This is a genomic window from Janthinobacterium woesei, assembly GCF_051380875.1.
In the GTDB taxonomy this organism is placed as follows: domain Bacteria; phylum Pseudomonadota; class Gammaproteobacteria; order Burkholderiales; family Burkholderiaceae_D; genus Janthinobacterium.
Genome location: NZ_JBNYXW010000013.1, coordinates 54,739 through 79,668, shown reverse-complemented (window position 1 = coordinate 79,668; position 24,930 = coordinate 54,739). Strand labels below are relative to the sequence as shown.

Genomic DNA, 24,930 nt, shown 5'->3' with positions numbered 1-24,930 from the left:
ATTTAGTACGTGTATTTAGTACGTATATTCCGCCGTGAAGCGCACCGAGCGTGGTGCCATGCGGCCGGCCACCTGCAGATAGGTGCTGGCGATGGCACCCTGGTCTTCACGCGTTTCGTTGTAGCGAGTCACGGTCTTGCTGTTGAACACATTGAATACGTCCACTTTCAGGCTCAGGCCTTTTACGGCGCCAGGAGTATAGGCCACATTCATGTCCAACTGGGCTTGCCATGGCATGCGGCCCTGGCTGCCGCGCGGCGCCGGCTTGCCGTCGCAATAGAAGTAGCTGGAACCGTAGTCGTTTTCAAAGCGCAGGTCGTTAGGCAATTCGCCGATGCAGTTGCGCGGCGAACCGGAGATCAGCGACAGGTTCGCGCCCACCGTCACGTCAGGGATGACTTGCATGAAACCATACGCCTTGAATGCGTGGCGATGGTCGCCCGGCAGATAGCCATAGGCGTTGTACATCAGCTCCTTGTGATCGTCACTGACCGTCAGGCCCACATCGCCACCACCGATGGTGTCCGTCTGGCCTTCCATATTGCCCTTCAGGCCAGACAGGGTGTAGGTCAGCTTGCCGTACCAGCCGTTCGTGTATGGGTGCTCGACGAACAGGTTCAAAGCGCGGTAGGTGCGCGATGGCAGCGGATTACCCCACTCTGCCGCCGAGATATCCACGCGGCGCAAACCCTTGCCGTCGTCGAAGTCCACCATCAGGCTATTGTCGCGGCCCGGGTTGATGATGGCGCACTGGAAGCCGCCCCAGTGGCTGGTGTCGACGCTGTTGCGCGTGGCCCAGGCTTGCAGCGGACGCTCATCGCAGACATCGTCGTTGGTATCGTTCATCTTGCGGTACAAGACGCTGGCGCCGACCACCAGTTTCTTGCTCAGGGCGCGCTCGAAACCCAGCGAGATTTCGTCTTGCGACAATGGTTTCAGGCCGATGGCCGTCACTTCGCGCGCATCGCGGCTCTGGCCGTAGGCGTTGTTGGCCGAATACGGCTTGCCTATCGCATGCAGGCCCGTCGGCGCGCCTGTGACCGGATCGACGCCCGTATAGGTGTACAGCTCGCTGGTGGCCAGGAAGGGGCTGGCCATATTGCTCGACAGGTTAGATGGCACCGGCAAGTGATAACGGCCACCGTTGGCGAAGAATTTCAGGGTGCCGTCACCCAGGTAGTCCCAGGTGGCGCCCAGGCGCGGAGCGATCATATTGCGCTGCGAAATGAAGGCTACGCCATCGCTGCTGTAATTGGTGAACTGTTCGCGGCGCAGGCCCAGGTCCAGCAGTACCCGTTCCGTGACCTGGTAGTGATCCTGGATGTATTGCGCCGATTGCACGCTGGTCGGCGTGGCCAGGTTGGCGTTGAGGTCCTTGCTGACGTAATAGCCTTGCGCGCCATAACCGCCGCCCTGGGCCGGCGTCTCAAACGCACCGTTGATGGCGCGGTTCGGATCGCTGGCCTTCTTGTAGCTCCAGCGATAGCCGCCGGCCAGGCTCAAGCCCACCTTCGACTCCACGTCGATGCGGTCGATACCGCCGCGCAGCGAGTGCTTGCCCAGCTTATATTCCAGATCCAGGCGCTTGGCCTTCTGGCGGTCTTCCGATGACGGATCGACCAGGGTGCCCGTCACCGTCTGCGGATTGGCATAGCTCAAGCCTGGCACCTGGGTCGACACACTCGACGACGTTTGCGCCAGGCTTGAATCGTAGCCATTCGGCGTGCGGTTGTGCGAGGTGCGCGATTGCCCCATCATGGCTGTGACGGTCAGATTGTCCGTCAAATAGCCCGTGTACTTGAAGATGTCGACATTGGCGCCTGGCGCGGCCGATGAGCCGCAGCAGTTGGTGGTGCGCTCGCCTTTGCCAGACTGGATACCGTTGCTCGAATGCGTGTCGTAGCTGTAGCCATAGGACGCGCTTTCCGTTCTGGTGCGGTCAAACAGCTTGGTATATTCGAAGTGATGATCGTCCGTCAGGTTGTAATCGAGCTTGGCCGTCATGCGGTCAACCCGACTCTGGCTGACGCTCCAGCCGCGCGCCAGGGCGGTGCCCGCGTCGGCGGTGGCGCCGACGGACTGGCCGTCAGTGCGTGTCTGTTCCAGCGCAACGAAGGCGAACAGCTTGTTCTTGATCAATGGACCGCTGCCATACAGGCCCACGACCTTGCTGGTGCTGCCATTGTCGCGGTTCCAGTACTGCAGCTTGCCATCGGTTTTCGGATTGGCGCCCGTGTTCGGATAATACGTATTTTCCGGCTCGCCCTTGAGCGAATGGGGAATGTAGGAAACCTTGCCACCGAATTCAAACTTGTTGCCGCCGCTCTTGGTGGTGATGTTGATCACGCCGCCCGTGGAGCGGCCAAATTCCGAACCATAGCCGCCCGACAGCACTTGCAGATTGGAGATGGCGCCAAATGGCAGTTCCGACGCGCCCACCTGGGTCAGGATGTTGGTGATGGGGAAGCCGTTGACATAGAACGCGTTTTCCGACTGGCCCGAGCCGCCGATGGACGGGGCACTGCCATACACGCCGTTGGTGCCGCGCGCCACGCCCGGCGTCAGCTGCACGATGGAGGCAACGTCGTTACCCACCGGTAGCGCCTTCAATTCCTTGGCCGTGAAAATCACGCCATTATTCGTGTTCGACACGTCGATCGGGTTGCGCGAAGCGCGCACCGTGACGGTTTGCGCCTGACCAGCAGCGCCGGCATTGGCCGGGCCAAAGTTGGCTTCCGCGCCGGCGCCGATCAGGGCCTCGACTTCCTGCGATGCTTCCACGCTGCCGGCGCGCAGCACGCGCACCGCATAGCGTCCTGGTGGCATGGAGTTGGCCACATAGCGGCCCGACGCATCCGGGGTCAGTGTGCGCTGCACGCCTGTCGCCAGGTTTTCCAGTACCACGGTGGCGCCAGCCGGCGTGGTCACTTCGCCGAAAATGGTACTGGTGGCGTTCGACTGTGCCCAGGCCTGGCCTGGCACGCCGGCCGCCAGTGCGATCACGATCGCGGCGGCGCGGCTGATGTCGCGCAATTTGAGTCGGGTGCTATGCATAATGGTCTCTCCGTCTATATCGAGGGTTATCAGCGCCCTCCCCGCTCCAGAGCGAAGCTGTGGGGGACGCCATTCTTATGGTGATCAGTCAGCCGGTGCGGCCATGCAGCCGCACCTTCCGAAAATCAGTCTGACATCGGCTGATTTCCGTTTCCTTGGGAATACTTTAAAAAGAAAAATAAGTATCGTCAATAAAAAGAAAGTATCACCACAAATTATCTTCAAAATCATCAAAAAAATGCCGTTTTATCTTTCGTTTTGCCATTATTTTTCATTCTATGCTTTCGCTATCGTGGTATGGCAGATACATGCCAATGGAAAAAAGGTGGCTTCATGGCGGGAATCAACAGAACAAAGCGGTGAAAATTGCCGCACAGCGCGACTATCGCACCTATTTTTCTTTCGATTTTCTTTCGTATCCGATATTTCGAAATGTAAAATTTTTACTCTTTAGGTATTAACGGGTGCCGCCGCCATTACCTGAGCGGCGGCGGACCCGGTCATCGCCAGGGCTTAAAAGAACTTGTAGCTGGCCGAGAGGGCAAATTGGCGGCCGAACAGGTTTTGGCTATGGTTGTAGCCTTCCCAGCCATTCGGGTCGTAGTAAGGCTGCTTGTTGAATGCATTTTTCACGTTCAGGCCAACGTCCAGATGCTTGATCGGCTTCCAGCTGAAGACCAGGTTGACCGTGGTGTACGACGGCGCACCCTTGCACTGGCCAGCCGGCAGGGCGACGGATGCGGCGGTACAGTTTTCCGGCGTGTTTTCCGTATCCCAGGGACCATACGCCCAGCGTGTCTTGCCCGAGTAGTTGACAAACACGCTGCTGACGAAGTTGCGATAACTCCAGTCGGCATTGACGGTAGCGCGGTAGCGCGGCGAATCATAGTAGCCAACGTTGTTGCCGGTAAAACCCGTGCCGTCTTCGCTATTGTAGGTTTCGCGCTTGCGGATGGTCGCTGCAATGCCGGTGCTCAGCTTGCCCATGTCGCCAAGCGAGAAACGCGTGCGGGCATCGATGTCCACGCCGTCGATCAAGGTGCGGCCGCGGTTCGAATAGGAGTTGATCAAGCCGCCCAGGTTGCCCACCGAATAGCTCGGCACGCCACCGGCGCACACGCCCGTGTTGGCAGGATTGGCGCACATCGCCGCCACCGCCGCCATGTTGCCGCGGTCAGCATCGGTCAGTTCGTTGCGGATGGCGCTGGAGGTGCCGGCCAGGCTCGGACCGTACTTCTCCACCAGCTGCGTAAACAGCTCATTGAAGTCCTGGCGCACGATTTCATCGCGGCGGTACACGAACCAGTAGTCGACCGAAATGCTGACGTCCTTGGCCGGCTGCATGACCAGTCCCAGCGTCGAGATCTTTGCCTTCTCGGGACGCAGGTTCTGGTTCGGCGGCGTCAAGCCGCCCACCGTCGTCGAGCAGTTCGAGTTCAGCAGGCTCTTGCCCAGGTCCGCGTCCGTCGCCACTGTTGACTTCATCAAGGCACGCGCCATGGCGTTCGTTTCATCGCAGCGCACCGTGTCGCGTATGCCGCCAACTTGCGCAAAGACGCCGCCCGTGCCCGATTCAGCCAGGTTAGGCGCGCGGAAACCTTCGGAATACGTGCCCCGCAACATCAGGTCGGGCCGCGCGCGCCATATCACGCCCAGCTTGGGCGCCAGGTTGGCCGAGAAATGCGGGTATTTATCCACACGCGCGGCCGCATTGACCTCCAGCGTGTCGCTGAGCGGGATGACCACTTCGCCAAACACTGCCGCGATGGTGCGCCGGCCGTCGAACCAGGAGCCACCCTGCTGCGTGATCAAGCCGTTGGCCGCATCCGCATTGCCGGGCGTGAGGAAGCTCTCGCGCATCACGTTGGTGCCCACGGCGGCGCGCACTTCGCGCCCGCCCAGCTTGAACAGGGTGCCTTCCAGCTTCGCATCCCAGGTCATCAGCTTGGTCCAGGACTCGATGGCAAAGGTCGGGTAGGCGCCACGCAAGAGCGCCGCATTGGCCTCGCTGATTTCGCCGAATTTATACGCAGGATTGTCCGAAATGTAGGTTCGGCCGCTGACGGGGTCTTTCGTAAACGGGCCAAACGCCTGCTCGAAACCCTTGATATTGATATTCGCCGTCTGGAACAAGGTGGAGTGGCTGCCCGCCACGCTGAGCGCCGTTTCAAAATCCCAGCCGCCGCCGATGCTGCCGCGCAGGCCAACCAGCGCACGGTAATTTTCATCGATATTCTTTTGGCCGAAGTGGCCGGTCGCATCCTGCAGCAAATAATTCAAGCCCGCCGCGCCACCCATCTTGGCCACCATGTCGGCATCGAGCTTGCCTTTCAGGTAGACGTTGTTCGGGCTCAGGTACGGCGTGGCAAAGGTGTTCAAGGTATTGCCCGTGTTGCGCGCAAACCAGTTGCTCGTACTGCCGCTATTGAAGCTGGACGGACCGTTTTCACCGCGCATCTGGATGTGGGTGTAGGCGCCTTCCGCAAACGCTTCCATGTCGCCACCGAGTTTTACGCGGCCACTGAGGTAGGCCGTGGCACGCTCCGATGTCGGCCCCGTATCGAGCTGGTTGGGCAGCGTATTCCAGATGCAGCGGGTGCCCGACGCCTCGGTGACGCTATTGTTGCAGCCATTGACTGCGCGCTGGGTGCGGGCATTGTTGTTGGCCTTGTCGAAGACAAAGAAGGTACCGGGGTTCATCACGCCCGGTTCGCTGCCCTTGCCGATGCGCATATTCGGAATGAAATTGGGGTTATTCTCATAGAAATACGCGGGACGCTTCTGGTAGGTGTCGGCCAGCGCAATGCGGTCGCGCTGGTAGACATTGACCGAACCGTAGACGTTATAGCCGTCGTTCTCCAGGTCGCCCACGCCATACAGCAAGCTGGCTTGGCGCTCGCCAAAGGCCTTGACGCTGGGTGAAAACTCGCTGTTGGCGCGCGCTTCGAGTCCCTGGTAGCTCTTTTTCGTGATGACATTGATAACGCCAGCGACGGCGTCCGAGCCGTAGACGGCCGAGGCGCCGTCCGTCAGGATTTCCATGCGCTCGATCGCTGCGGCCGGGATGGCGTCGATGTTGACGAACATGGTCTGGAAGCCGGCCGGCGCGCCATAGAACGACAGGCGGCGGCCATTTAACAGCACCAGGGTGCCCTGCGCGCCCAAGCCACGCAAGTTGGCCTGCGAGCCGCCGTCCGAGCCCGTAAACATCGAGCGGAAGTCTTGCTGCGCCGGACGGGCGGCGGGCAGGTTGTCGAGCACCTGCAGCAAAGTGAGCGCGCCCATGTTTTCAATCTGCTTCGCATTGATCACCTGCACCGGCGAGGCGGTTTCGGCGTTGATGCGCTTCAGGCTCGATCCCGTCACTTCGACGCGCGCCAGCTTCTCTTCCTTCCTGGCGTTGTCGTCCTGTTCGTCCGCAGCAAGCGCCGTGGAGGCCAGCGCAGTGGATGCCAATCCTACCGCCACCATCGCGGCCATCAATTTTTTCAAATGCATTCCCAACTCCTCTTTTTATAAGTGATTTGTTTTCGTAAGGCTGCAAGAGCCCCTCCCCGGTCCGAAGAGGGGCTCATTTTTAGTGAAGTGAAGAGTGGTGTGGTTAGCGCGGCTTGACGGTCGCGCCTTCCGTGCCGGTCAATACGGCATTGGCCCAGTTGCCGCAAACCTGGGTTGGCTGGGCGCCACGCGCGCCCAGGGTACGCAGGCTGAGCTGGCTCAGGCCGCGCACATCGATTTCGGGCTTGACTACCCCCGGAGCCGTGACCAGGCCGCTGTCGTACAGCAGGCGCTCACCGCTCCATACCTGGAATTGCAAGCCACCCGCACTGCGGCAGCTATCGTCCACGCCCAGGTCGGCGCGCAGCAGATTCCAGTTCCCCGCCAGCTGCAAATCAATGCGGCTGGCAGGCCCGACACCGAGGCCCTTGCGGAACCACAGGCCGTTCATGCGCATCTCGGCAGCCTTGCCGGCTGGACGATCGCGTACAACATGCGCAATGTTTTTCGGCAGCGCCAGGTCCGACAGATAGCGCTGCACCTCTTCGCCTTCGTCCACGCGGTGCTCCAGCACGCGAAATTGCGACAAGGTGATGGGCGCCACGTCGGTCGCCAGCGCTGCGTCGTACGCGCGCGCCACCGGCCCGGCTTGCGCCGCCGTGACCATTGGATCAGTGCCGGCCGCGCCATCGCCTTCCGGATTTTGCGTGCTCATCACACGGAAACGCAGCAAGCGCCCCGCCGTGGCCGGGAAATTGATGGTCTGTGTGCCTTCCTGCAGCTTCAAGGTGCCACGCTGCAAAGGCGCGCCCCACTCGCCGTTGTTGTCGCCGATGTAAATCTCGTAGTCGCGCACCTGGCCATGTTTCCAGTGCTGGTCGTTGCGCGGCGCCAGTTCGATGCCATCGACCAGGCGCCGCTCCGTGAAGCCGATCACCCATTCATGCGGGCCGCTCTTCACGGCCGGGCTGCGCACGGTGCGGAACCAGGTTTCCGGCTTGCCATCGAAGGCGTTTTCCAGCGCATAGCCGCTTTCTTCGGCCGGACGCGCCACCACCTGCATGGCGTCGGCCGCCAAGGCGCGCCCTGGTACGGGGGCGGCCGGGAAGTCGGCATCGATCCTGGCCACGGCCAGCGCACCATCGACCTGCATGCTCAGGGGCTGGCCGATATCGTGCGCCGCCACTTTCACGTGCAAGGTGCCTTGCCTGTCGGCGGCGTCGAAGAACCAGCCGTCAGCAGCCTTGTCGTAGGCAGCACGCTCGCTCATTGCGGCAAGCAATCGTTCACCAGCCTTGACAGCTTGGGGCCGCTGGCCCGCCAGCATGCGCAGCGCATAGCCACGGCGCGCTTCCTGGCCCGCGTACTGGCCCTCGACGGCGCCGATGTCGATGCGCACGTCGCCATCCTTGGCATGCATGCGTATCACCTGCTGGCTGAAGGCGCCGCCCTGGTACTGGCGCGTGTTGCCGTCATCTTCATACAGGGTGTACTCCGAATCGCCGTGCGGATACACGTCGAGCGTCAGTTGATCCTTCCGCTTCTGGCCGTCGTACAGCATTTCCGGATACATGGGCAAGATGGCGCCGCCGCGCACGAACACGGGCAGTTTCTCCAGCGTTACCTGCATGTCCAGGTCGCGGCCCTTGGCGCCGGCCGTGGCCTGGCGGCCATCCCAGTAGTCGTACCACGTGCCCTGCGGCAGGTGGATGCCCTTGCGCCAGCCACCGCTGACGGCCTGGCTGCGGTAGACAGGCGCCACCAGCACGTCGCGCCCCAGCAGGAACTGATATTTATACGCTTCCGTGTAGGCTGCCGGGTCTTGCGGGTAATCCCACATCAGTCCCCGCACCAGCGGTGCGCCCGTCTGCTCGGCTTCGCGCACCAGCGTGTACATATACGGCGTCAAACGCATCTTGAGCTTCAGGTAGCGGCGGTTGATGTCGCGGTATGGCTCGTCAAACCACCACGGATGCTTGCGCTCGGCCGCGGCCCAGCCGGACATGCCCATCAGGACGGGCGTAAAGCTCTTCCACTGCAAGTCGCGCAGATAGGTTTCCGGGCTGCCGCCGAAGATGGCATCGACGTCGCCGGACGCATACGCCTGGCCCGACAGGCCCGAGCCGATCAGGGTAGGAATGTGCCAGCGGATGTAGTCCCAGCTGGCGCTCTGGTCGCCCGTCCACGCCACCGCATAGCGCTGGATGCCGGCCCAGCCCATCACCGTCCACAGGAACGGACGGCTGTCGGAATTGTTCAAGATGCCGTCATAGGCCGACTTGTTCGCATCCATGGCGAACTGGTAGCCCTTGCCCGTCCAGGCCACGTCCAGCTTTTGCACGCGGCTGCCCGCCTGGCCCACTTCCCAGGCGATCTTGTCGACGCCGTTTTCCGTCCACAGGCCCGTGCGGAAGCCGTAGCCGGCCAGGCCCTTCACCGTTTCCGGCAAATTCGTGTAGCCGCAGCCGTAGCCGTCGTTGGGTAGGATCCAGCCGCCCGGCATGTCGTTTTCGCGATACTTGCGCGCCACCGTTTCCACCACGTCCAGCGTCTTGCCGGTGGCGCCATCGGTCCAGCCTTTCGGCACGGAACCGGGTTTTTTCACATTGTCGCCATCGTTGTAGCAATCGGCGTCGCCGTATTCCAGCGCCCAGCGGGGCAGCATGCGCGCGCGGCCCGTCAAGTCCGTGTAGCGGGCGACGACGTCGCGCAAGTCCTTGCCGACAAAGAAATACGCGTCGAAACGGCCTTCGGCGTGCTGCAGCGAGACTTGCTCCTTGTCGCGCAAGTCGTAATTACCGTCCGACCAGGTGTTGCGCAGCACGCCCCAGCCACGCGAACTCATCAAGAATGGCGCGGGATTTGGCCGGTCACCCTCTTCCCAGCCTCCCGAGTAGGACACGGGCACTTGCTTGCCCTTGAATTCGAAGCGGCCATTTTGCTGGCCGCCGCCAAAATAGCGCTCGCCCGGCGCGCTGGTGAGTACCTGCACGCCCTGCTTGTCGTCCAGCGACAAAGGCTGCACTTCGCGCCACAGCGGCACGCTATCGCCGGCGCGGAACAGGGTAAAACGCAAGGGCTTGCGGTCGATGCGCAGGCTCAAGGCCTCGGTGCTGATAAGGATATGGTCGGCCTGTTCGCTGATTTTATACGCCACTTGCGCGGCCGGCTGGCCGACGACGATGGGCGCGGCCTTGTCGCCGGGGCCCGTCAAGCCGGACTTTGGCCCGGCCCAGATGCGCAGCACGTCCGTTTGCGGCAGACTGATACGCAACTGTACGCCCGTGTCGCTGCGCAGGTCCCAACCCAAGCCCTCGCCCTTGGCCACGTCGGCCGCATGCACGGCGGAGAGGCTTTGCAGATTGCCGATCGGCGCGGCATGCACGCCATGCGCGGCCAGCGTGGAGAGCGCAGCGAGAACACAGGCAGCGATGGCGCGGCGGGGAAGCAAAAGTGGTTTCATCTGGTGACTTTCAGAAATATCGATACGATGGAAATACTTTAAGAAGAAAAATAAATATCGTCAATGAAAAGAAAGTTATTGCGCAAACATATTCAAAAAATGCCCAACTGTGGCGCATTTATCTTCCGTTTCACCAAAAGGTCACAAACAATACTTTCGTTATCGTCGCATTTCAACGACAGGCCATGCCGAAGCAGGCTTTTTTGTGGCGCACCATCCCCATTGGATGCCGACAAAACGACATTATTTCGCAAGTAATCCAATAATTTACTTTCGTTTTACTTTCGTATTTGACTTTTCGAAAATTAGTATTTATGCTTTCTCACAACAAACACTTTACTGACACTCCATGACTACCCTTCTTCAGCGTGACATTCAATCCTGGCGCGACATCGGCGGCCTGCATACGGCCGAGGAGATCGCCCACCAGCCGGCCATCTGGCGCGCACTCGCCACCATTTTGCGCAGCGAGCAAGCCAGCCTGGCCGCCTTCCTGGGCGATGCGCTATCCAATCCACAGCAGCGCGTCATCCTGACCGGTGCCGGCAGCTCGGCCTATGTGGGCGAGATCGTCGTCGATGAACTGAACAAGAGCTGGCCGGCGCAGATCCGCGCCATCGCCACCACCACCTTGCTGACGCATCATGAGCTGTACCTGGAAGCGGCTGCGCCCACGCTGCTGGTGTCGTTTGCCCGCAGCGGCGACAGCCCGGAAAGCCTGGCCGCCGTGGAGTTGCTGCGCCAGGTCGTGCCCGGCGCGCGTTTCCTCAACATTACCTGCAATGCGGACGGCAAGCTGGCACGCCAGGGCGCCAATGACGCCAACACGTATAACTTGCTGATGCCCGCTGGCAGCTGCGACCGCGGCTTCGCCATGACCAGCAGTTTTACCAGCATGCTGCTGGCCGCCCTGTGCGTACTGGGCCAGGACACGGACCTGGGCCGCCTGGAAAGCCTGGCCAGCCTGGGCGAACAAGCCTTGCGCGACTGGTCCGCCCCCGTGGCGGCACTCGGCTCACAGCCCGTGCAGCGCGTGGTCTACTTGGGTAGCGGTCCGCTGGAAGCGCTGGCCAAGGAAGCGGCATTGAAAATCCTGGAATTGACGGGCGGACGCGTGATGGCGATGGCAAATACGGCGCTGGGTTTCCGCCACGGCCCGAAATCGGCCGTCACCAAGGAGTCCCTGGTGATCCTGCTGCGCAGCAGCAAGCCGCTGGCGCGCCAGTACGAAGACGATTTGCTGAAGGAACTACAGCGCGACAGCGTGGCGCAAACCTGCCTGACGGTGGGCATCGGCGGCGACATCGCGGCCGACGCGCCGGCCTGGCCCGACGCCTGGCTGGCCCCGCTGTGGCTGCTGATGGCGCAGCAATACGCGCTGCACCAGTCCGCGCTGCTGCAACTGCGCCCCGACAATCCATTCGCCGGCGGCATCGTCAACCGTGTCGTGCAGGGCGTCACCATCTATGGCCATGACCAATTCTAAGCAAATGCAAGGTTTCCACGGCATCGACATCGGCGGCAGCAAGATAGAACTGGTTGCCTTTGAAGACCGCGATGGCGTGCTAGTTGAGGCGTTCCGCGAGCGCGTTGCCACGCCTGGCGATGATTTTGCCGCTTTCGTGCAAGCCATCCTTGATCTGGTGGCGCGCGGCGACGCAGCCCTGGGCATGGCGGCGCCCGTGGGCATCGGCTTGCCCGGCGTGATCGACAGCGCCAGCGGCCGCCAACTGAGCTCCAACGTACCGGCCCTGAACGGCCGCCTGGTGGCGCAAACCTTGCAGCATGCCTTGCAGCGCCCTGTCGCCATCGGCAACGATTGCCAGTGTTTCGCCCTGTCGGAAGCGCAGGGCGGCGCGGCCGACAACTATGCCACCATGTTCGGCGCCATTCTCGGCACGGGCGCCGGCGGCGGCTATTGCGTGGGCGGCCAGCTGCTGCGCGGCTTTAACGGCGTGGCCGGCGAATGGGGCCACTGGAGCCTGCCCGCCACGCTGCTGGCGCAACATGGCTTGATGGACTACGCCTGCCCGTGCGGCAAGCAAGGCTGCCTGGAACGCTATGTCTCCGGCCCCGCCATGAGCAAATTGCACGCGCATTTTGGCGGCGACGGTGCCGAGCCGCTGGCCATCGTGGCCCGCGCCAACACGGGCGACGCCGTGGCCGAGCGCACGGTCGCCGTGCACCTCGATTTGCTGGGCCATGCGCTGGCTGGCCTGGTACTGGCCTACGACCCGCACGCCATCGTGCTCGGTGGCGGCCTGTCCAAGCTGCCGCACCTGTACGACAAACTGCCGGCCGCCGTGAAGCGCCATTTGTTCCCCGGCGTGCAAGTGCCGCCCATCCTGCCGCCCCGCTTTGGCGACGCCGGCGGCGCGCGCGGCGCGGCGCTTTTGATACGACAACATACGAAGGCTTGAGAACAATGAACCAAGTGGAACACCCGATTTTGACACTTTCGCCTATCCAGCAAGTGATCAAGGCGCACCGCCGCGGCGAACGCGTGGGCCTGTACGCCGTCTGCTGCAGCCACCCGAGCGTGCTGCGCGCCGCCATGCGCGTGGCGCTTGACTACGACACCGTGCTGCTGGTCGAAGCGACCTCGAACCAGGTCGACCAGTTCGGCGGCTACACGGGCATGACACCAAACGTCTTCCGCGACACGATGCTGGCACTGGCCCAGGAACAGGGTTTCCCGGCCGAGCGCCTGGTGCTGGGCGGCGATCATCTTGGTCCGAACACCTGGCAGCACCTGGACGCGGCCACCGCCATGGATCACGCCGACACCCTGATCGCCGCTTACGCGTCGGCCGGTTTCCACAAGATCCACCTCGATTGCAGCATGCGCTGCGCCGACGATCCTTTGCTGCTCGACGATGAAACCGTGGCCGCCCGCTCGGCGCGCCTGTGCCGCATCGCCGAAGCGGCTGCTGCCGCGGCCGGCTTCGCGCCGCCCGTCTACGTGATCGGCACGGAAGTGCCGGTTCCAGGCGGCGAAGCATCGCTGGCGCAGGCCGGCGCCGTCACCAGCGCGCAAGCGGCGCGCCGCACGCTCGATGTGCACCGCAGCGCTTTCCTGGAAAATGACTTGCACTGCGCCTGGCGCCGCGTGATCGCCATGGTGGTGCAGCCGGGCGTTGATTTCGATCAAAGCAGCATCGAGCATTACGACGCGCCGGCAGCGGCCGAACTGTCGGCCTTCGTTGCCGAGCAGCCAGGCCTGGTGTTTGAAGCCCACTCCACCGACTACCAGCGCGAAACGGCACTGCACGCCATGGTGCGCGACCATTTCGCCATCCTGAAAGTGGGCCCGGCCGCCACCTTTGCCCTGCGCGAGGCGCTGTACGCGCTGTGCCAGATCGAGCAGGAACTGCTGCCGGCATCCGCCACCTCGCAGCTGATGCAGGTGCTCGACGATGTGATGGTGGCCAAGCCGAAGAACTGGATCAAGCATTACCTGGGGTCGCCAGACGAGCAGCGCCTGATGCGCCGCTATGGCTTGAGCGACCGTTGCCGCTACTACTGGGGCGAGGGAAAAGTGGCCGCCGCCGTCGAAAAACTGCTGGCCAACCTGCAAGGGCTGGCGCTTCCACTGCCCTTGTTGAGCCAGCATTTGCCGGAACAGTACCTGGCCGTGGTGCAAGGCAGCCTGAAGGCGGAAGCGCCGGCCTTGATCGAGCACAAGATCGGCAGCTTGCTGGCGCAATATGCGCGCGCCTGCAACCGCAATGCGGCGCTGCCAGCCATTGCCGAAGCAGCAATCTGTTAAGCTCGGTATTTTCATTTTTTACTGAACCCGCCACCATGCGAAATACCAGCCAACGCCGTGAATCCATCCTCCAATTGCTTGCCCAGCAGGGCTCGGTGCAAGTGACCGATTTGGTGGACAGGCTCGGCGTGTCCGCGGTCACCATCCGCAGCGACTTGAATGCGCTGGAAGCGCAAGGCATGGCCAGGCGCAGCCACGGCGGCGCGACCCTGACGCGCACGCCGCCGCTTGAACACACGATACGCCAGAAGGATGCCCTCAATCACGAGCAGAAGGAGCGCATCGGCGCCTTCGCCGCGCGGCTGGTGGAACCGGGCGACAACATCATCATCGACTCGGGCACCACCACCATCTCGCTGGCGCGCCATTTGCGTGACGCGACCGGCGTGACGGTGGCCACGAATGGCCTGAACATCGCCTGGGAGCTGGCCGACGCGCCCGGCGTGGACTTGATCCTGACGGGCGGCCTGCTGCGCAAGCAGTCGCTGTCGATCCAGGGCAGCCAGGCCGAAACCTGCCTGCAAGCCTACAGCTTCGACAAGCTGTTCCTGGGCGTCGATGGCTTCGACCTGCAGTTTGGCGTGACCACACACGACGAATTGGAAGCAAGCCTGAACCACAAGATGGTGGAACGGGCCAAGAAAATCATCGTCCTCACGGACGCCTCCAAGTTCGGCCGCGTCAGCCTGCACCGCATCGTGCAACTGGACCGCGTCGATACCGTCATCACCGATGCCAGCATCAGCCAGGAATACCGCGAAGGTCTGCAAAAGCTGGGCATCGAACTTTTTATAGCGGAATAATCAAGCATGTTAAGCGGCAGAATCCTTACCCCATCTGGCTGGATCACGGGCAGCATCACTTTTGACCAGCGTATCGTCCAGATACAAGAAGACCCTGCCGCCGACAGCGCGCTGACCATCCTGCCCGGCTTCATCGACCTGCACGTGCATGGCGCGGCCGGCGTCGACATCATGGAAGGCGGCGACGCCGGCGCCACCGTGGCGCAAGTGCACGCGCGCCACGGCACCACGGCCCTGCTGGGCACCACCCTGACAGCCAAGGAGCCGTCGATTCGCCGCGCCCTCGAAGGCCTGGCCGGCGTCATCAGGCAGCGCCCCGAAAACGGCGCGCGCATGCTGGGCGTGCATCTGGAAGGCCCGTTCCTGAACCTGCACCGCCTGGGCGCGCAGCCGCCCGACGTGGTGCAGGCCAGCCTGGCGCTGGTGCAAAGTTTTCACGCCATCGCACCCATCAAGGTATTGACCATGGCGCCGGAAATCCCGGGCCACCTGGAACTGATTCCGCAACTGGTGGCGATGGGCATCCGCGTGCAGATCGGCCACAGCGCCGGCACGTATGACGACGGCGTGGCTGCCCTGAAAGCAGGCGTGTCGGGCTTCACTCACCTGTACAACGGCATGACGGGCATGACGCACTACGACCCGGGCATGGTGGGCGCGGCGCTGGCGCACGCCGAATATGCGGAAATCATCCCCGACCTGCAGCACGTGGCCAAAGGCGCCCTGCGCGCGGCACTGCGCGCCATTCCGCGCCTGTACGGCGTGACGGACGCCACCTCGGCCACCGGCATGCCGGACGGCGAATATGGCCTGGGCACGCAGCGCGTGTATAAATGCATGGGCTGCGTGCGCCTGGCTACGGGTTCGCTGGCCGGCAGCGTACTGACCATGGACCAGGCCCTGCGCAATTTCGTCGACCTGGGCCTGGACCTGGCCGACGCCTCGAACCGCTTGTCGCTATACCCCGCCGATTACCTGGGCGAATCCGAACGGGGCCGCCTGGCGCCCGGCGCCTGGGCCGACATCGTCGTCCTCGATTCCAATTTACAGCCAGTGTCCGTCTTCGTTGAAGGCACGGCCATCGATCTTTCCAACCGCTAGACCCCACTTCCGGAGTTTTCATGCACGACAAGTCACACAAGGCCCCCGTGTGGGCCATGCGCTACCTGCTATTTATTGCCGGCATGGGGGGATTGCTGTACGGCATAGACATCGGCATCATCGCCGGCGCCCTGCCCTACCTGGAATCGACGGCCTCGGTGGCCTGGAAACTGACGGCTCAGCAGCTGAGCTTTATCGTCGCCGCCGTGCTGCTGGGCTCGGTCCTGTCGTCGCTGTTTGCCGGCGCCCTGGCCGACCTCCTGGGCCGGCGCTGGGTGATGGCCCTGGCCGGCGTCCTGTTCAGCGCCAGCATCCCCCTGATTGCCCTGGCCGACGGCTACACGCCGCTGCTGCTGGGCCGCTTGCTGCAAGGCATCAGCGGTGGCTTGATCGGCGTCGTCGTGCCCCTGTACCTGGCCGAATGCCTGCCCGCGCAGCAGCGCGGACGCGGTGCGGCCCTGTTCCAGTTGCTGCTGACCATCGGCCTGGTGGCCGCCGCCCTGATCGGCCTGGTACAGGCGCAGACGGTGGAAACGGCTACGCAAGCGGCGCACGCGCTGCCGGAAGTGGCCCGCGCCGCCGCCGTATTCGCGGCCAAGGACCACGCCTGGCGCAGCATCTTCTGGGTCTGCCTGACGCCGGGCCTGGTGTTTACCGTCGGCAGCCTGCTGCTGGCCGAATCGCCACGCTGGCTGGCCCGTCGCGGCCGTGTCGAGCAGGCACGCCAGTCGCTGCTGCGCACGCGCCTGCCGGCCGTTGCTGAAATGGAGCTGCGCGAAATCCTCGATACACCCGAGAATGCGGCCAAAATCAGTGGCAAGGCCAATGTACGCGACCCGTTGCTGAGCCGCCGCTACGTGCTGCCCTTCCTGCTGGCCTGCCTGATCCTCGCATGCACGCAGGCGACGGGCATCAATTCCATCCTCGCCTATGTCGTCAACATCCTCAACCAGGCGGGCCTGTCCGGCGCCTCGGCCAACATGGCCGACGTCCTGTTAAAAGTGCTCAACGCCGTAATGACGGTGGTGGCGGTGCTGCTGGTGGACCGCAAGGGCCGCAAATTCCTGCTGATGCTGGGTAGTGGCGGCATCATCATCTCGCTGCTGGCGGCCGGATTGCTGTTCCGCAGCGCCGAAGCGAACCTGGCCGACGTGCGTCCGGCGATCGCCGCGAGGATAATATCGAACGGCCTGGCCCTGCAGCTGGACACGACGACCCTGCAATCGCTGGGCGCGGCCGCCGACGGCACGCCGCAGCAACTGACCGTCGCCTATGCCTACGGCCCGTTCACCAACGTGAAGAGCTTGCGCAGTGACGACCCCGTGCTGCGCCAGGTGAGCATCGCCCGTGGCGACGCCGTGCAGCCAGACAGCGTAATCGGCATGTTTTTCCGCAAACTGCATCTGAACCCGTTTGCCGACCCGGCCGCCGGGCGCGAAGCGCCGCTGCGCATCGAGAAGGCCAGCCTGGGTCCCGTGCCCTCGTCCACGCATGGCTGGCTGGTGGCCATCGCCATCTGCGTGTTTGTTTCCAGCTTTGCCGTGGGACCGGGCGTGTGCGTATGGCTGGCCCTGTCGGAACTGATGCCAACGCGCATCCGCTCGAACGGCATGAGCATCGCCCTGCTGGTGAACCAGTTCGTCTCGACCGTGATCGCCGCCATCTTCCTGCCGACGGTGGGCTTGCACGGCTATTCCACCCTGTTCTTCTTCGGCGCCGGCTGCACCGTGCTGTACTTCCTGGCCGCTGCATTCCTGTTGCCGGAAACCAAGGGGAAAACATTGGAGGAAATCGAAGCCCATTTCGCCAGGTAGTCATTGCCAGAACCAACAGCACTCTCCTTTTCGCCCCGGGCTACCAGCCTGGGGCATTTTTTTAACAGGATGCCAACTTGTACGGCTGGCGTGCATGGCGATATACAGAATTCCTTCTAGAATGGCGGCCGCCTGGGCTAGAATCTGGCTGCGTCGTGCTGCCCACGAGGCGGCAATGGCGCCATGACAAAAACACACAGGAGAGACAGTGAGCTTATTTAGAACCAAGAATCTGGATGACATGATTGCCCACAGCAAGAAACCGGGAGGACTGGCGAAGGTGCTGGGGCCGTTCGACCTTGTGCTGATGGGCATCGGCGCCATCGTCGGCACCGGTATTTTTGTCTTGACGGGCACGGGCGCGCTGACGGCCGGCCCCGCCCTCTCGCTGTCGTTTGTCGTCGCCGCCGTCGCTTGCTGCTTCGCCGCCCTGTGCTATGCAGAATTCGCCTCCACCGTGCCGGTGGCCGGCTCCATCTACACCTATAGCTACGCCACCCTGGGCGAGCTGGCCGCCTGGATGATAGGCTGGGACTTGCTGCTCGAATACGGCCTGGCCGCAGCCGCCGTCTCCGTCGGCTGGTCCGGCTATTTCCAGTCGCTGCTGTCGGGCTTTGGCATCGCCCTGCCCGTGGCCCTGACGGCCGCGCCGGGCGCCTTGCCCGGCGTGACCACCTTTATCAACCTGCCGGCGCTGGTCATCATGTTGCTTCTTACGGCCATGCTGGGCTGGGGCGTGCGCGAATCGGCGCGCCTGAACAACATCATGGTGGCCATCAAGGTGGGCGTGGTGCTGCTGTTCATCATTTTTGGCGCGCGCCACGTGCAGCCGGCCAACTGGCAGCCCTACATGCCGTTCGGCTACCACGGCATGCTGAGCGCAGCCGCGCTGGTGTTCTTCGCCTTCATCGGCTTTGACGCCGTCACTTCGGCCGCCGAGGAAGTCAAGCAGCCGTCGCGCGACTTGCCTATCGGCATTATCGGCTCGCTGGCCGTGTGCGCCGTGCTGTACGTGGTGGTCTCGGCCATCATGACGGGCATCGTACCCTACCAAAAGTTCCTCGGCGTCGACCATCCCGTCTCGCTGGCCCTGCAATATGCGGGCGAAAACTGGATCGCCGGCTTCGTCGACCTGGGCGCCATCCTGGGCATGACCACCGTCATCCTGGTAATGGCCTTCGGCCAGACGCGCATCATCTTCGCCATGTCGCGCGACGGCTTGCTGCCACGCCGCCTGTCGAGCGTGCACCCGCGCTTCCACACGCCGTTCTTCGCCACCTGGCTGGTGGGCATCGTGTTTGGCCTGATCGCCGCCGTGATCCCGCTCAACATCCTCGCTGAACTGATCAACATCGGCACGCTGGCTGCCTTCACCATGGTCTCGATCGCCGTGGTGGTACTGCGCAAGAAGCGCCCCGACCTGCCGCGCGCCTTCCGCTGCCCCGGCGTGCCCTACGTGCCAGCGCTGGCCGTCCTCATGTGCCTGGGCTTGATGACCTTCCTGAGCTGGGTCACCTGGCTCGCCTTTGGCATCTGGCTGGTGATCGGGCTAATCATCTACTTCGGCTACGCGCGCAAGCGTTCGCTGCTGCACACAGCGCAGTAAAAAATCACCCCGGCGACATATTCTGTCGCTGCCGCAGTTAAGATGGCGGTCTCGCAACCAACGCGGACCGCCATCCATGCAACGCTCCCCCGACCTCATCGAACAGCTGGACCGCAGCACGGACCAGCTCAAGCGCGCGCGCCTGCGCAGCATGCAGCTGCTGGCCGTGGGCTTGCTACTCTTGGCGGCGCTGGTCTTTGCCGTGGCCCGCTCGCAGCGGGGCGGCCATCCCGCCTGGGGCTATGTGGAAGCGTTTGCCGAAGCGTCGATGGTGGGGGCGATTGCCGACTGGTTTGCCGTCGTCGCCCTGTTCCGCCATCCGCTCGGCATCCCGCTATGGCATACGGCCATCATCCCGAACAGCAAGGCGGAGATCGGACGCAGCCTGGGCGCCTTCGTGGAAAACCATTTCATTACCGAACAAGGTATCGCCGAGCGCATCGTGCAAGCCGACCCGGCCCAGCGGCTGGGCGCCTGGCTGGATGATAGCACCCACGCGCAGCAGCTGGGCATGGCCAGCGCGGGCGTCGTCAGACAGCTGCTGTCGATGGCCGACCACGAAAAACTGGGGCAGCTGCTGCGTGACCAGGCCAGCAGCTACCTGGGGCAATTGAACCTGTCGGACGTGGCCGCCGACTGCATCGATGCGCTGATCGCCGACGGCAAGCCGCAGGAACTGCTGGACTTCCTGCTCGACCGGGGTGCCGCCTACCTGGACGATGACAGCCACCACGCCGCCATCGGCGACTTTGTGCTGGGCGCCTTCCAGATCGAGAACGCGCTGATCAAGAAGGCCTTGAAGGCGTATGAGCCGCGCATGATCGCCTCGCTGCAAAAATTTTCCATCGCCGTGCGCATCGCCCCCGACCACCCGCTGCGCCAGCGCATCGCCGGCTGGATCGCCGACAGCGCGCTGCACTTGAAGGCCGACCCGCATTGGCAAGAGACGGTGCGCCGCTACCAGTTGCAGCTGATCGCCAGCGACACGGTGCAAGCCATGCTGGGCGAGCTGTGGGACAATGTCAGCGCGCGCCTGCTGGCCGACCTGCACGGCGAGCAGCCAGTGCTGGCGCAAGCCATCGCCAGCCTGGCGCGCAACACGGGCAAGGTGCTGGGCACGGACTTCCATGCGCGGCAATGGCTGAACGACGCCATCGTCGCCGGCAGCGCTACGCTGGTGCGCCGCTACCGGGGCGAAGTGGGCGCCTTCATCGCCAGCCGGCTGGACCTGTGGAGCAAGGAAGAAATGAGTAGCCGCATCGAGCTGGCCATCGGGCGCGACCTGCAATTCATCCGCATCAACGGCACCGTCGTCGGCGGCCTGGCCGGCCTGCTGATTCATGCCGCCAGCCAGGCGTTTTAGGCAGCATGCTCCCTGCTCCCTGCTGCTGGCACGGCGCATTTCCAGCAAACTTGATGTAGATCATAATTTTTTGAACCAGCTCTTGCTACCCTGTAAAAAATAGCAGGGAAGCCCACATGACGATCAAGCAAGAGAGCCGACAGCGCTGGCGCCGCCAGCCATGCGCTGCAGCCTTCAATCATCCCCTTTCCCCACCTGACAGGACGACGCCATGCCCTACACCACACTGCTGGTCCATGTAGACAATTCATGCCACTGCGCGCCGCGCATCCGCCTGGCCGTGCGCCTGGCGGTCGCCGAAGGAGCGCACCTGATCGGCTCGGCCATGAGCGGCATCTCGCGCTATGCGTATGGCGGCGGCGTCAACGCGCTGCAGTTTGCGCCGGCGCAAATGCAGGCGCTGCGCAGCCAGGCCAGCGACGCGCTGCATGACTTCGAGCGAATCGCCCGGGAAGAAGGCTTGACCAACTATGAAACGCGCTTCGTCGACGACGACGCGCAAGGCGCGCTGCTGCTGCAGGCGCGCTATTGCGACGTGCTGATCCTGGGCCAGACGGACCCGCAGGACACGCCCTCGCGCGTCATCGCCGGCACGGCCGAGTACCTGATGCTCCATTGCGGCCGGCCCGTGCTGATGGTGCCGCACGCGCCCGCCCCGTCCCAGGCCAGCACCGGCCAGCGCCCCCTGCTGGCCTGGGACGGCAGCGCCGAAGCGCTGCGCGCCATCACCGATGCGCTGCCGCTGCTGGGCCGCGCGCAGCAGGTCACGCTGGCCGTGATCAATTCGCACGCGCAGCCGGCCGCGCATGGCGAACAGCCGGGCGCCGACCTGGCCCTGTACCTGGCGCGCCACGGCGTCAACGTGGACGTGGTACAGCACGACACGCCGCCGGGGCAGGATGTGGGCGCGGCCCTGCTTGCCATGGCGGCACAACGGCAGTGCGACTTGCTGGTGATGGGCTGCTATGGCCACATGCGCCTGCGCGAAGCGCTGCTGGGCGGCGTCACGCGCACCGTGCTGCAAGAGATGAACTTGCCGGTGCTGGTGTCGCACTAGCACCGCTGGCCGAGGCTTGCCGGCAGGACACTCCTACGGCGGTGGTAGTGGCGCAACAGTCGGCGGGACTACAGCCAGCCTTCGCGCTTCAAACGCCGGTGCAGCCAGTAACAGCCGGCGGCAATGACGACGATCACGGCCGGATAACTGCCGCGCCATTTCAGCTCCGGCATGAATTCAAAGTTCATGCCATACAGGCTGAAGACCATGGTGGGCACGGCCAGGATGGCGGCCCACGCAGCCAGGCGCTTGACGACCTCGTTCTGGCGTAGCGAGATTTGCCCCAGCGCCACCTGCATGGCGGAATTGACCATTTCACGCATCTGGCCCGCCGTGTGCGTGACGCGCTTGACGTGATCGAGAATGTCGCGGTAATAGATGCGGTTTTCCTTGGGCACGATGTCGCCATGGAAACGGATCAGCTGGGTGCAGATCTCGTGCAGGGGATTGACGGCCGCGTCGAGTTTGAGCAACTCGGTCTTGAGCTGGTAGAAATCCTGTAGTTTGTCTTCGCTCAAGCTGGGCTTGAACAGCTGGGCTTCATACTGCTGGAATTTGCCTTGCAAGAGGTCGATGCAGGGCTGGTACTGGTCGACGATGAAGTCGATGATGGAATACAGCACATAGCCGGGGCCGCTGGCCAGCTTCTCCGGCACGCTTTCCTTGCGCTCGCGCAATTTCGCATAGCCGGCCGAGGGGCCATGGCGTATGGTGATGATAAAGCGGCAACCGAGAAAAACGTGGGTTTCTCCATACACGATGGCGTCGCCATCGAGGCTGGCCGTATGCAGCACCATGAACAAGGTGTCGCCGTATTCTTCCAGCTTGGGCCGCTCGTGCGCCCCTTCCGCATCCTCGACGGCCAGTTCGTGCAAGCCGAAGGTCGTTTGCAGCGCGTGCATGGCAGCGCCATCGGGGCCGGCCAGGCCGATCCAGACGAAACAATCAGGGTCGTCGAGACATTCACTCGCCTTGTCGATATCGAAGTGTTCGATCTTCTTGCCATCGCGATATGCTTCGCAATTGACGACGGCTGCATGATTACTAAGGTCCATGGTATTTCCGGATAGTGGCTGCTGTGTTGGAGCGCCAGTATAACGGAAAGGTGCTATCAATCTGTCTATCATGCCCCCCTGGAAGCAGGCTGGCGCACGCCCCTGCCATGGTGCTTTCTCTACCGTCGCTATCTGATCGATGGCCCCTACGCCACGGCCGGCAACTTCGCCAGCAACTTATCCAGCGTCAGCGGATACGCCCGCACCCGCACGCCCGTCGCGTTGTACACGGCATTGGCAATGGCCGCCGCCACGCCGCAGATGCCCAGTTCGCCCACGCCCTTGGCTTTCATGGGCGATGACATGGGGTCGGTTTCATCGAGGAAGATGACGTCCTGGTGCGGGATGTCGGCGTGCACGGGCACTTCATAGCCGGCCAGGTCGTGGTTGACGAAAAAGCCACGGCGCTGGTCGATCATCAGTTCTTCCATCAGGGCCGCGCCCACGCCCATGGTCATGGCGCCGATCACCTGGCTGCGGGCCGCTTTCGGATTCAGGATGCGTCCCGCCGCGCACACAGCCAGCATGCGGCGCACGCGCACTTCGCCCGTGTCGCTGTCCACGCCCACTTCCACGAAATGCGCGCCAAACGTTGACTGCTGGAATTTTTTGTCGAGGTCGCCGTATTCCATATGGTCTTCCGCCACGACCTCGCCATGGTAGGCGGCGGCAGCGAGCGGCACGCTGCGCTCGCCGTCCACCACCTGGCCGTCGGAAAACCTTGCTGTGCTGGCATTCATGTCCAGCTTGCCGGCGATGGCCTGGCGCAGGCGCACGCAGGCTGCGTACACGCCGGCCGTGGAACTGTTGCCGCCCCACTGGCCGCCCGAACCGGCCGAGACGGGAAAGTCCGAGTCGCCCAGGCGCACGACAACCTTGTTCAAGGTGAGGCCCAGCATTTCCGCCGCCGTCTGGGCGATGATGGTGTAGCTGCCCGTGCCGATATCGGTCATGTCGGTTTCCACGGTCAGCATACCGTCGCCATCGAGGCGCACGCGGGCGGCGGACTTCATGACCAGGTTGTTGCGAAAGGCCGCCGCCACGCCCATGCCCAGCAGCCAGCGGCCATCGCGCCGCGTGCCGGGCTGGGCTTGCCGTTCCTTCCAGCCAAACTCCACGGCGCCCGTGCGCAGGCAATCGATCAGCCGGCGCTGGGAAAATGGGCGGCTGGGCTTTTCCGGGTCCACTTTCGTATCGTTCAGGATGCGGAAAACGATGGGGTCCATTTTCAATTTGTCCGCCATCTCGTCCATGGCAATTTCCAGCGCCATCAGGCCCGGCGCTTCACCCGGCGCGCGCATGGCGTTGCCTTCCGGCAGGTCGAGCACGGCCAGGCGCATGGCTGTCATGCGGTTGGCGCCTGCATAGAGCAGCCGCGTTTGCATCACGGCCGTTTCCGGCTTGCCGCCCTTCAAGTCGCCGGACCACGATTCATGGCCGATGGCCGTGATCTTGCCATCGCGCGTTGCGCCGATGCGCAGACGCTGGATGGTGGCGGGCCGGTGCGTGGTGTTGTTGAACATCAATGGCCGCGTCAAAGCCACCTTCACGGGACGCTGCGCCGCGCGCGCGCCCAGCGCGGCCAGCAGCGCTTCGGCGCGCACGAACAGCTTGCCGCCGAAACCGCCGCCTATATACGGCGATACGATGCGCACCCTGTCTTTCGGCACACCCAGGGTACGGGCAAGGTCGCCACGGCCCCAGTCCACCATCTGGTTTGACGTCCACACTGTCAGCTTGTCGCCTTCCCAGGCGGCAATCGATGCATGCGGCTCCATCATGGCGTGCGACTGGTCAGGCGTGGTATAAGTGGCGTCCAGGCGCACGGGCGCGGCCGCATACGCGCCGGCAAAGTCGCCCGCGCGGCTGTCCGGCTTGTCTTCCTTGGGCTTGGTGGCCGTGCCCTTGACCTTCGCCAGGTCGAAAACGCCCTGCTGTTCAACATACTTAACGTCAAGCAACTGCGCGGCCGAACGGGCCTGTTCGAACGTTTCCGCCACTACCAGCGCGATGGCCTGGTGGTAATGCTCGATTGCTGGCCCACCCAGCAGGGTGGCTGTGTTCATTTTTCCTTTTCCCAGCTTGCCCGCCGATTCAGCCGTCACCACGGCCAGCACGCCTGGTGCGCGGCGCGCGGCGCTGGTATCGATGGAGGCGATGCGGCCCTTGGCAATGGCAGCACCGACGACGTAGCCATACGCCGCATGCGGCGCGGCTTTGTTTTGTTCATACGCATACGGCGCGGTGCCCGTGGTTTTCAGGGGGCCGTCGATGCGGTCGGTGGCGCGGCCCACGACTTTCAGCTGGTCGATGGGATTGGTCGTGGCGGGTGTGGAAAATTTCATGG

At 63.3% G+C, this 24,930-nt stretch carries 15 protein-coding genes; 10 read left to right on the top strand and 5 right to left on the bottom strand.

Annotated elements, in window-relative coordinates:
- Nucleotides 1-15: 15 nt before the first annotated feature.
- Nucleotides 16-3,054 carry a TonB-dependent receptor gene (locus ACQ4W6_RS16520; RefSeq protein ID WP_436568251.1) on the bottom strand — a complete coding sequence of 1,013 codons (3,039 nt, stop codon included), beginning with the start codon at nt 3,052-3,054 and terminating at the stop codon, nt 16-18.
- A 1-nt stretch (nt 3,055) separates the two neighbouring features.
- Here ACQ4W6_RS16520 and ACQ4W6_RS16515 point away from each other — a divergent pair, with 1 nt between their 5' ends.
- Nucleotides 3,056-3,508 (top strand): hypothetical protein, encoded by a 453-nt coding sequence (locus ACQ4W6_RS16515; RefSeq protein WP_436568250.1) that lies wholly within the window; start codon nt 3,056-3,058, stop codon nt 3,506-3,508.
- 59 nt (nt 3,509-3,567) lie between these two features.
- Here the strand turns inward: ACQ4W6_RS16515 and ACQ4W6_RS16510 are convergent, their stop codons facing one another.
- Together ACQ4W6_RS16510 and ACQ4W6_RS16505 are read right to left on the bottom strand one after the other, a co-directional pair.
- The gene (locus tag ACQ4W6_RS16510) at nt 3,568-6,552 is read right to left on the bottom strand and encodes a TonB-dependent receptor plug domain-containing protein (protein WP_436568249.1); all 2,985 of its coding nucleotides are present in this window, start codon (nt 6,550-6,552) and stop codon (nt 3,568-3,570) included.
- A 103-nt stretch (nt 6,553-6,655) separates the two neighbouring features.
- On the bottom strand, nt 6,656-10,015 hold the full coding sequence (locus ACQ4W6_RS16505) for a TIM-barrel domain-containing protein (protein ID WP_436568248.1): 3,360 nt from the start codon (nt 10,013-10,015) through the stop codon (nt 6,656-6,658).
- 349 nt (nt 10,016-10,364) lie between these two features.
- Here ACQ4W6_RS16505 and ACQ4W6_RS16500 point away from each other — a divergent pair, with 349 nt between their 5' ends.
- From ACQ4W6_RS16500 to ACQ4W6_RS16460, 9 genes are all read left to right on the top strand, one after another.
- Entirely contained in the window at nt 10,365-11,501 is a 1,137-nt protein-coding gene (locus ACQ4W6_RS16500) for an AgaS family sugar isomerase (RefSeq protein ID WP_436568247.1), read from the top strand.
- Nucleotides 11,488-12,435, top strand: a complete 948-nt coding sequence (locus ACQ4W6_RS16495; RefSeq protein ID WP_436568246.1) for an ROK family protein — start codon at nt 11,488-11,490, stop codon at nt 12,433-12,435. The genes ACQ4W6_RS16500 and ACQ4W6_RS16495 overlap by 14 nt, the downstream gene beginning before the upstream one ends.
- A 5-nt stretch (nt 12,436-12,440) precedes the next feature.
- Nucleotides 12,441-13,784 carry a D-tagatose-bisphosphate aldolase, class II, non-catalytic subunit gene (locus ACQ4W6_RS16490; RefSeq protein ID WP_436568245.1) on the top strand — a complete coding sequence of 448 codons (1,344 nt, stop codon included), beginning with the start codon at nt 12,441-12,443 and terminating at the stop codon, nt 13,782-13,784.
- Between the two features lie 35 nt (nt 13,785-13,819).
- A complete protein-coding gene (locus tag ACQ4W6_RS16485; RefSeq protein ID WP_436568244.1) occupies nt 13,820-14,587 on the top strand; it encodes a DeoR family transcriptional regulator in 768 nt (255 codons plus the stop codon).
- A 6-nt stretch (nt 14,588-14,593) separates the two neighbouring features.
- On the top strand, nt 14,594-15,688 hold the full coding sequence (locus ACQ4W6_RS16480) for an N-acetylglucosamine-6-phosphate deacetylase (RefSeq protein WP_436568243.1): 1,095 nt from the start codon (nt 14,594-14,596) through the stop codon (nt 15,686-15,688).
- A gap of 20 nt (nt 15,689-15,708) precedes the next feature.
- Entirely contained in the window at nt 15,709-17,502 is a 1,794-nt protein-coding gene (locus tag ACQ4W6_RS16475; RefSeq protein ID WP_436568242.1) for an MFS transporter, read from the top strand.
- A 208-nt stretch (nt 17,503-17,710) separates the two neighbouring features.
- Nucleotides 17,711-19,108 carry a branched-chain amino acid transporter BcaP gene (bcaP, locus tag ACQ4W6_RS16470; RefSeq protein WP_436568241.1) on the top strand — a complete coding sequence of 466 codons (1,398 nt, stop codon included), beginning with the start codon at nt 17,711-17,713 and terminating at the stop codon, nt 19,106-19,108.
- Between the two features lie 76 nt (nt 19,109-19,184).
- Nucleotides 19,185-20,471: a DUF445 domain-containing protein gene (locus tag ACQ4W6_RS16465; RefSeq protein WP_436568240.1), complete on the top strand. Its 1,287-nt coding sequence runs from the start codon at nt 19,185-19,187 to the stop codon at nt 20,469-20,471.
- 211 nt (nt 20,472-20,682) lie between these two features.
- Nucleotides 20,683-21,528: a universal stress protein gene (locus tag ACQ4W6_RS16460; RefSeq protein ID WP_436568239.1), complete on the top strand. Its 846-nt coding sequence runs from the start codon at nt 20,683-20,685 to the stop codon at nt 21,526-21,528.
- 68 nt (nt 21,529-21,596) lie between these two features.
- On the opposite strand, the gene ACQ4W6_RS16455 is transcribed toward ACQ4W6_RS16460, so the two are convergent.
- Both ACQ4W6_RS16455 and paoC read right to left on the bottom strand, forming a co-directional pair.
- Complete coding sequence (locus tag ACQ4W6_RS16455; protein WP_436568238.1) at nt 21,597-22,583, bottom strand: magnesium and cobalt transport protein CorA; 987 nt, start codon at nt 22,581-22,583, stop codon at nt 21,597-21,599.
- Between the two features lie 146 nt (nt 22,584-22,729).
- Nucleotides 22,730-24,928, bottom strand: coding sequence for an aldehyde oxidoreductase molybdenum-binding subunit PaoC (gene paoC, locus ACQ4W6_RS16450; RefSeq protein ID WP_436568237.1), 2,199 nt, complete (start codon nt 24,926-24,928; stop codon nt 22,730-22,732).
- Nucleotides 24,929-24,930: the final 2 nt, after the last annotated feature.

Bases quoted from the DNA above. Each gene is read 5' to 3' on its own strand.
- ACQ4W6_RS16520 (WP_436568251.1), bottom strand. From the start codon at position 3,054: ATGCATAGCACCCGACTCAAATTGCGCGACATCAGCCGCGCCGCCGCG.
- ACQ4W6_RS16515 (WP_436568250.1), top strand. From the start codon at position 3,056: ATGGTCTCTCCGTCTATATCGAGGGTTATCAGCGCCCTCCCCGCTCCA.
- ACQ4W6_RS16510 (WP_436568249.1), bottom strand. From the start codon at position 6,552: ATGCATTTGAAAAAATTGATGGCCGCGATGGTGGCGGTAGGATTGGCA.
- ACQ4W6_RS16505 (WP_436568248.1), bottom strand. From the start codon at position 10,015: ATGAAACCACTTTTGCTTCCCCGCCGCGCCATCGCTGCCTGTGTTCTC.
- ACQ4W6_RS16500 (WP_436568247.1), top strand. From the start codon at position 10,365: ATGACTACCCTTCTTCAGCGTGACATTCAATCCTGGCGCGACATCGGC.
- ACQ4W6_RS16495 (WP_436568246.1), top strand. From the start codon at position 11,488: ATGACCAATTCTAAGCAAATGCAAGGTTTCCACGGCATCGACATCGGC.
- ACQ4W6_RS16490 (WP_436568245.1), top strand. From the start codon at position 12,441: ATGAACCAAGTGGAACACCCGATTTTGACACTTTCGCCTATCCAGCAA.
- ACQ4W6_RS16485 (WP_436568244.1), top strand. From the start codon at position 13,820: ATGCGAAATACCAGCCAACGCCGTGAATCCATCCTCCAATTGCTTGCC.
- ACQ4W6_RS16480 (WP_436568243.1), top strand. From the start codon at position 14,594: ATGTTAAGCGGCAGAATCCTTACCCCATCTGGCTGGATCACGGGCAGC.
- ACQ4W6_RS16475 (WP_436568242.1), top strand. From the start codon at position 15,709: ATGCACGACAAGTCACACAAGGCCCCCGTGTGGGCCATGCGCTACCTG.
- ACQ4W6_RS16465 (WP_436568240.1), top strand. From the start codon at position 19,185: ATGCAACGCTCCCCCGACCTCATCGAACAGCTGGACCGCAGCACGGAC.
- ACQ4W6_RS16460 (WP_436568239.1), top strand. From the start codon at position 20,683: ATGCCCTACACCACACTGCTGGTCCATGTAGACAATTCATGCCACTGC.
- ACQ4W6_RS16455 (WP_436568238.1), bottom strand. From the start codon at position 22,583: ATGGACCTTAGTAATCATGCAGCCGTCGTCAATTGCGAAGCATATCGC.
- paoC (WP_436568237.1), bottom strand. From the start codon at position 24,928: ATGAAATTTTCCACACCCGCCACGACCAATCCCATCGACCAGCTGAAA.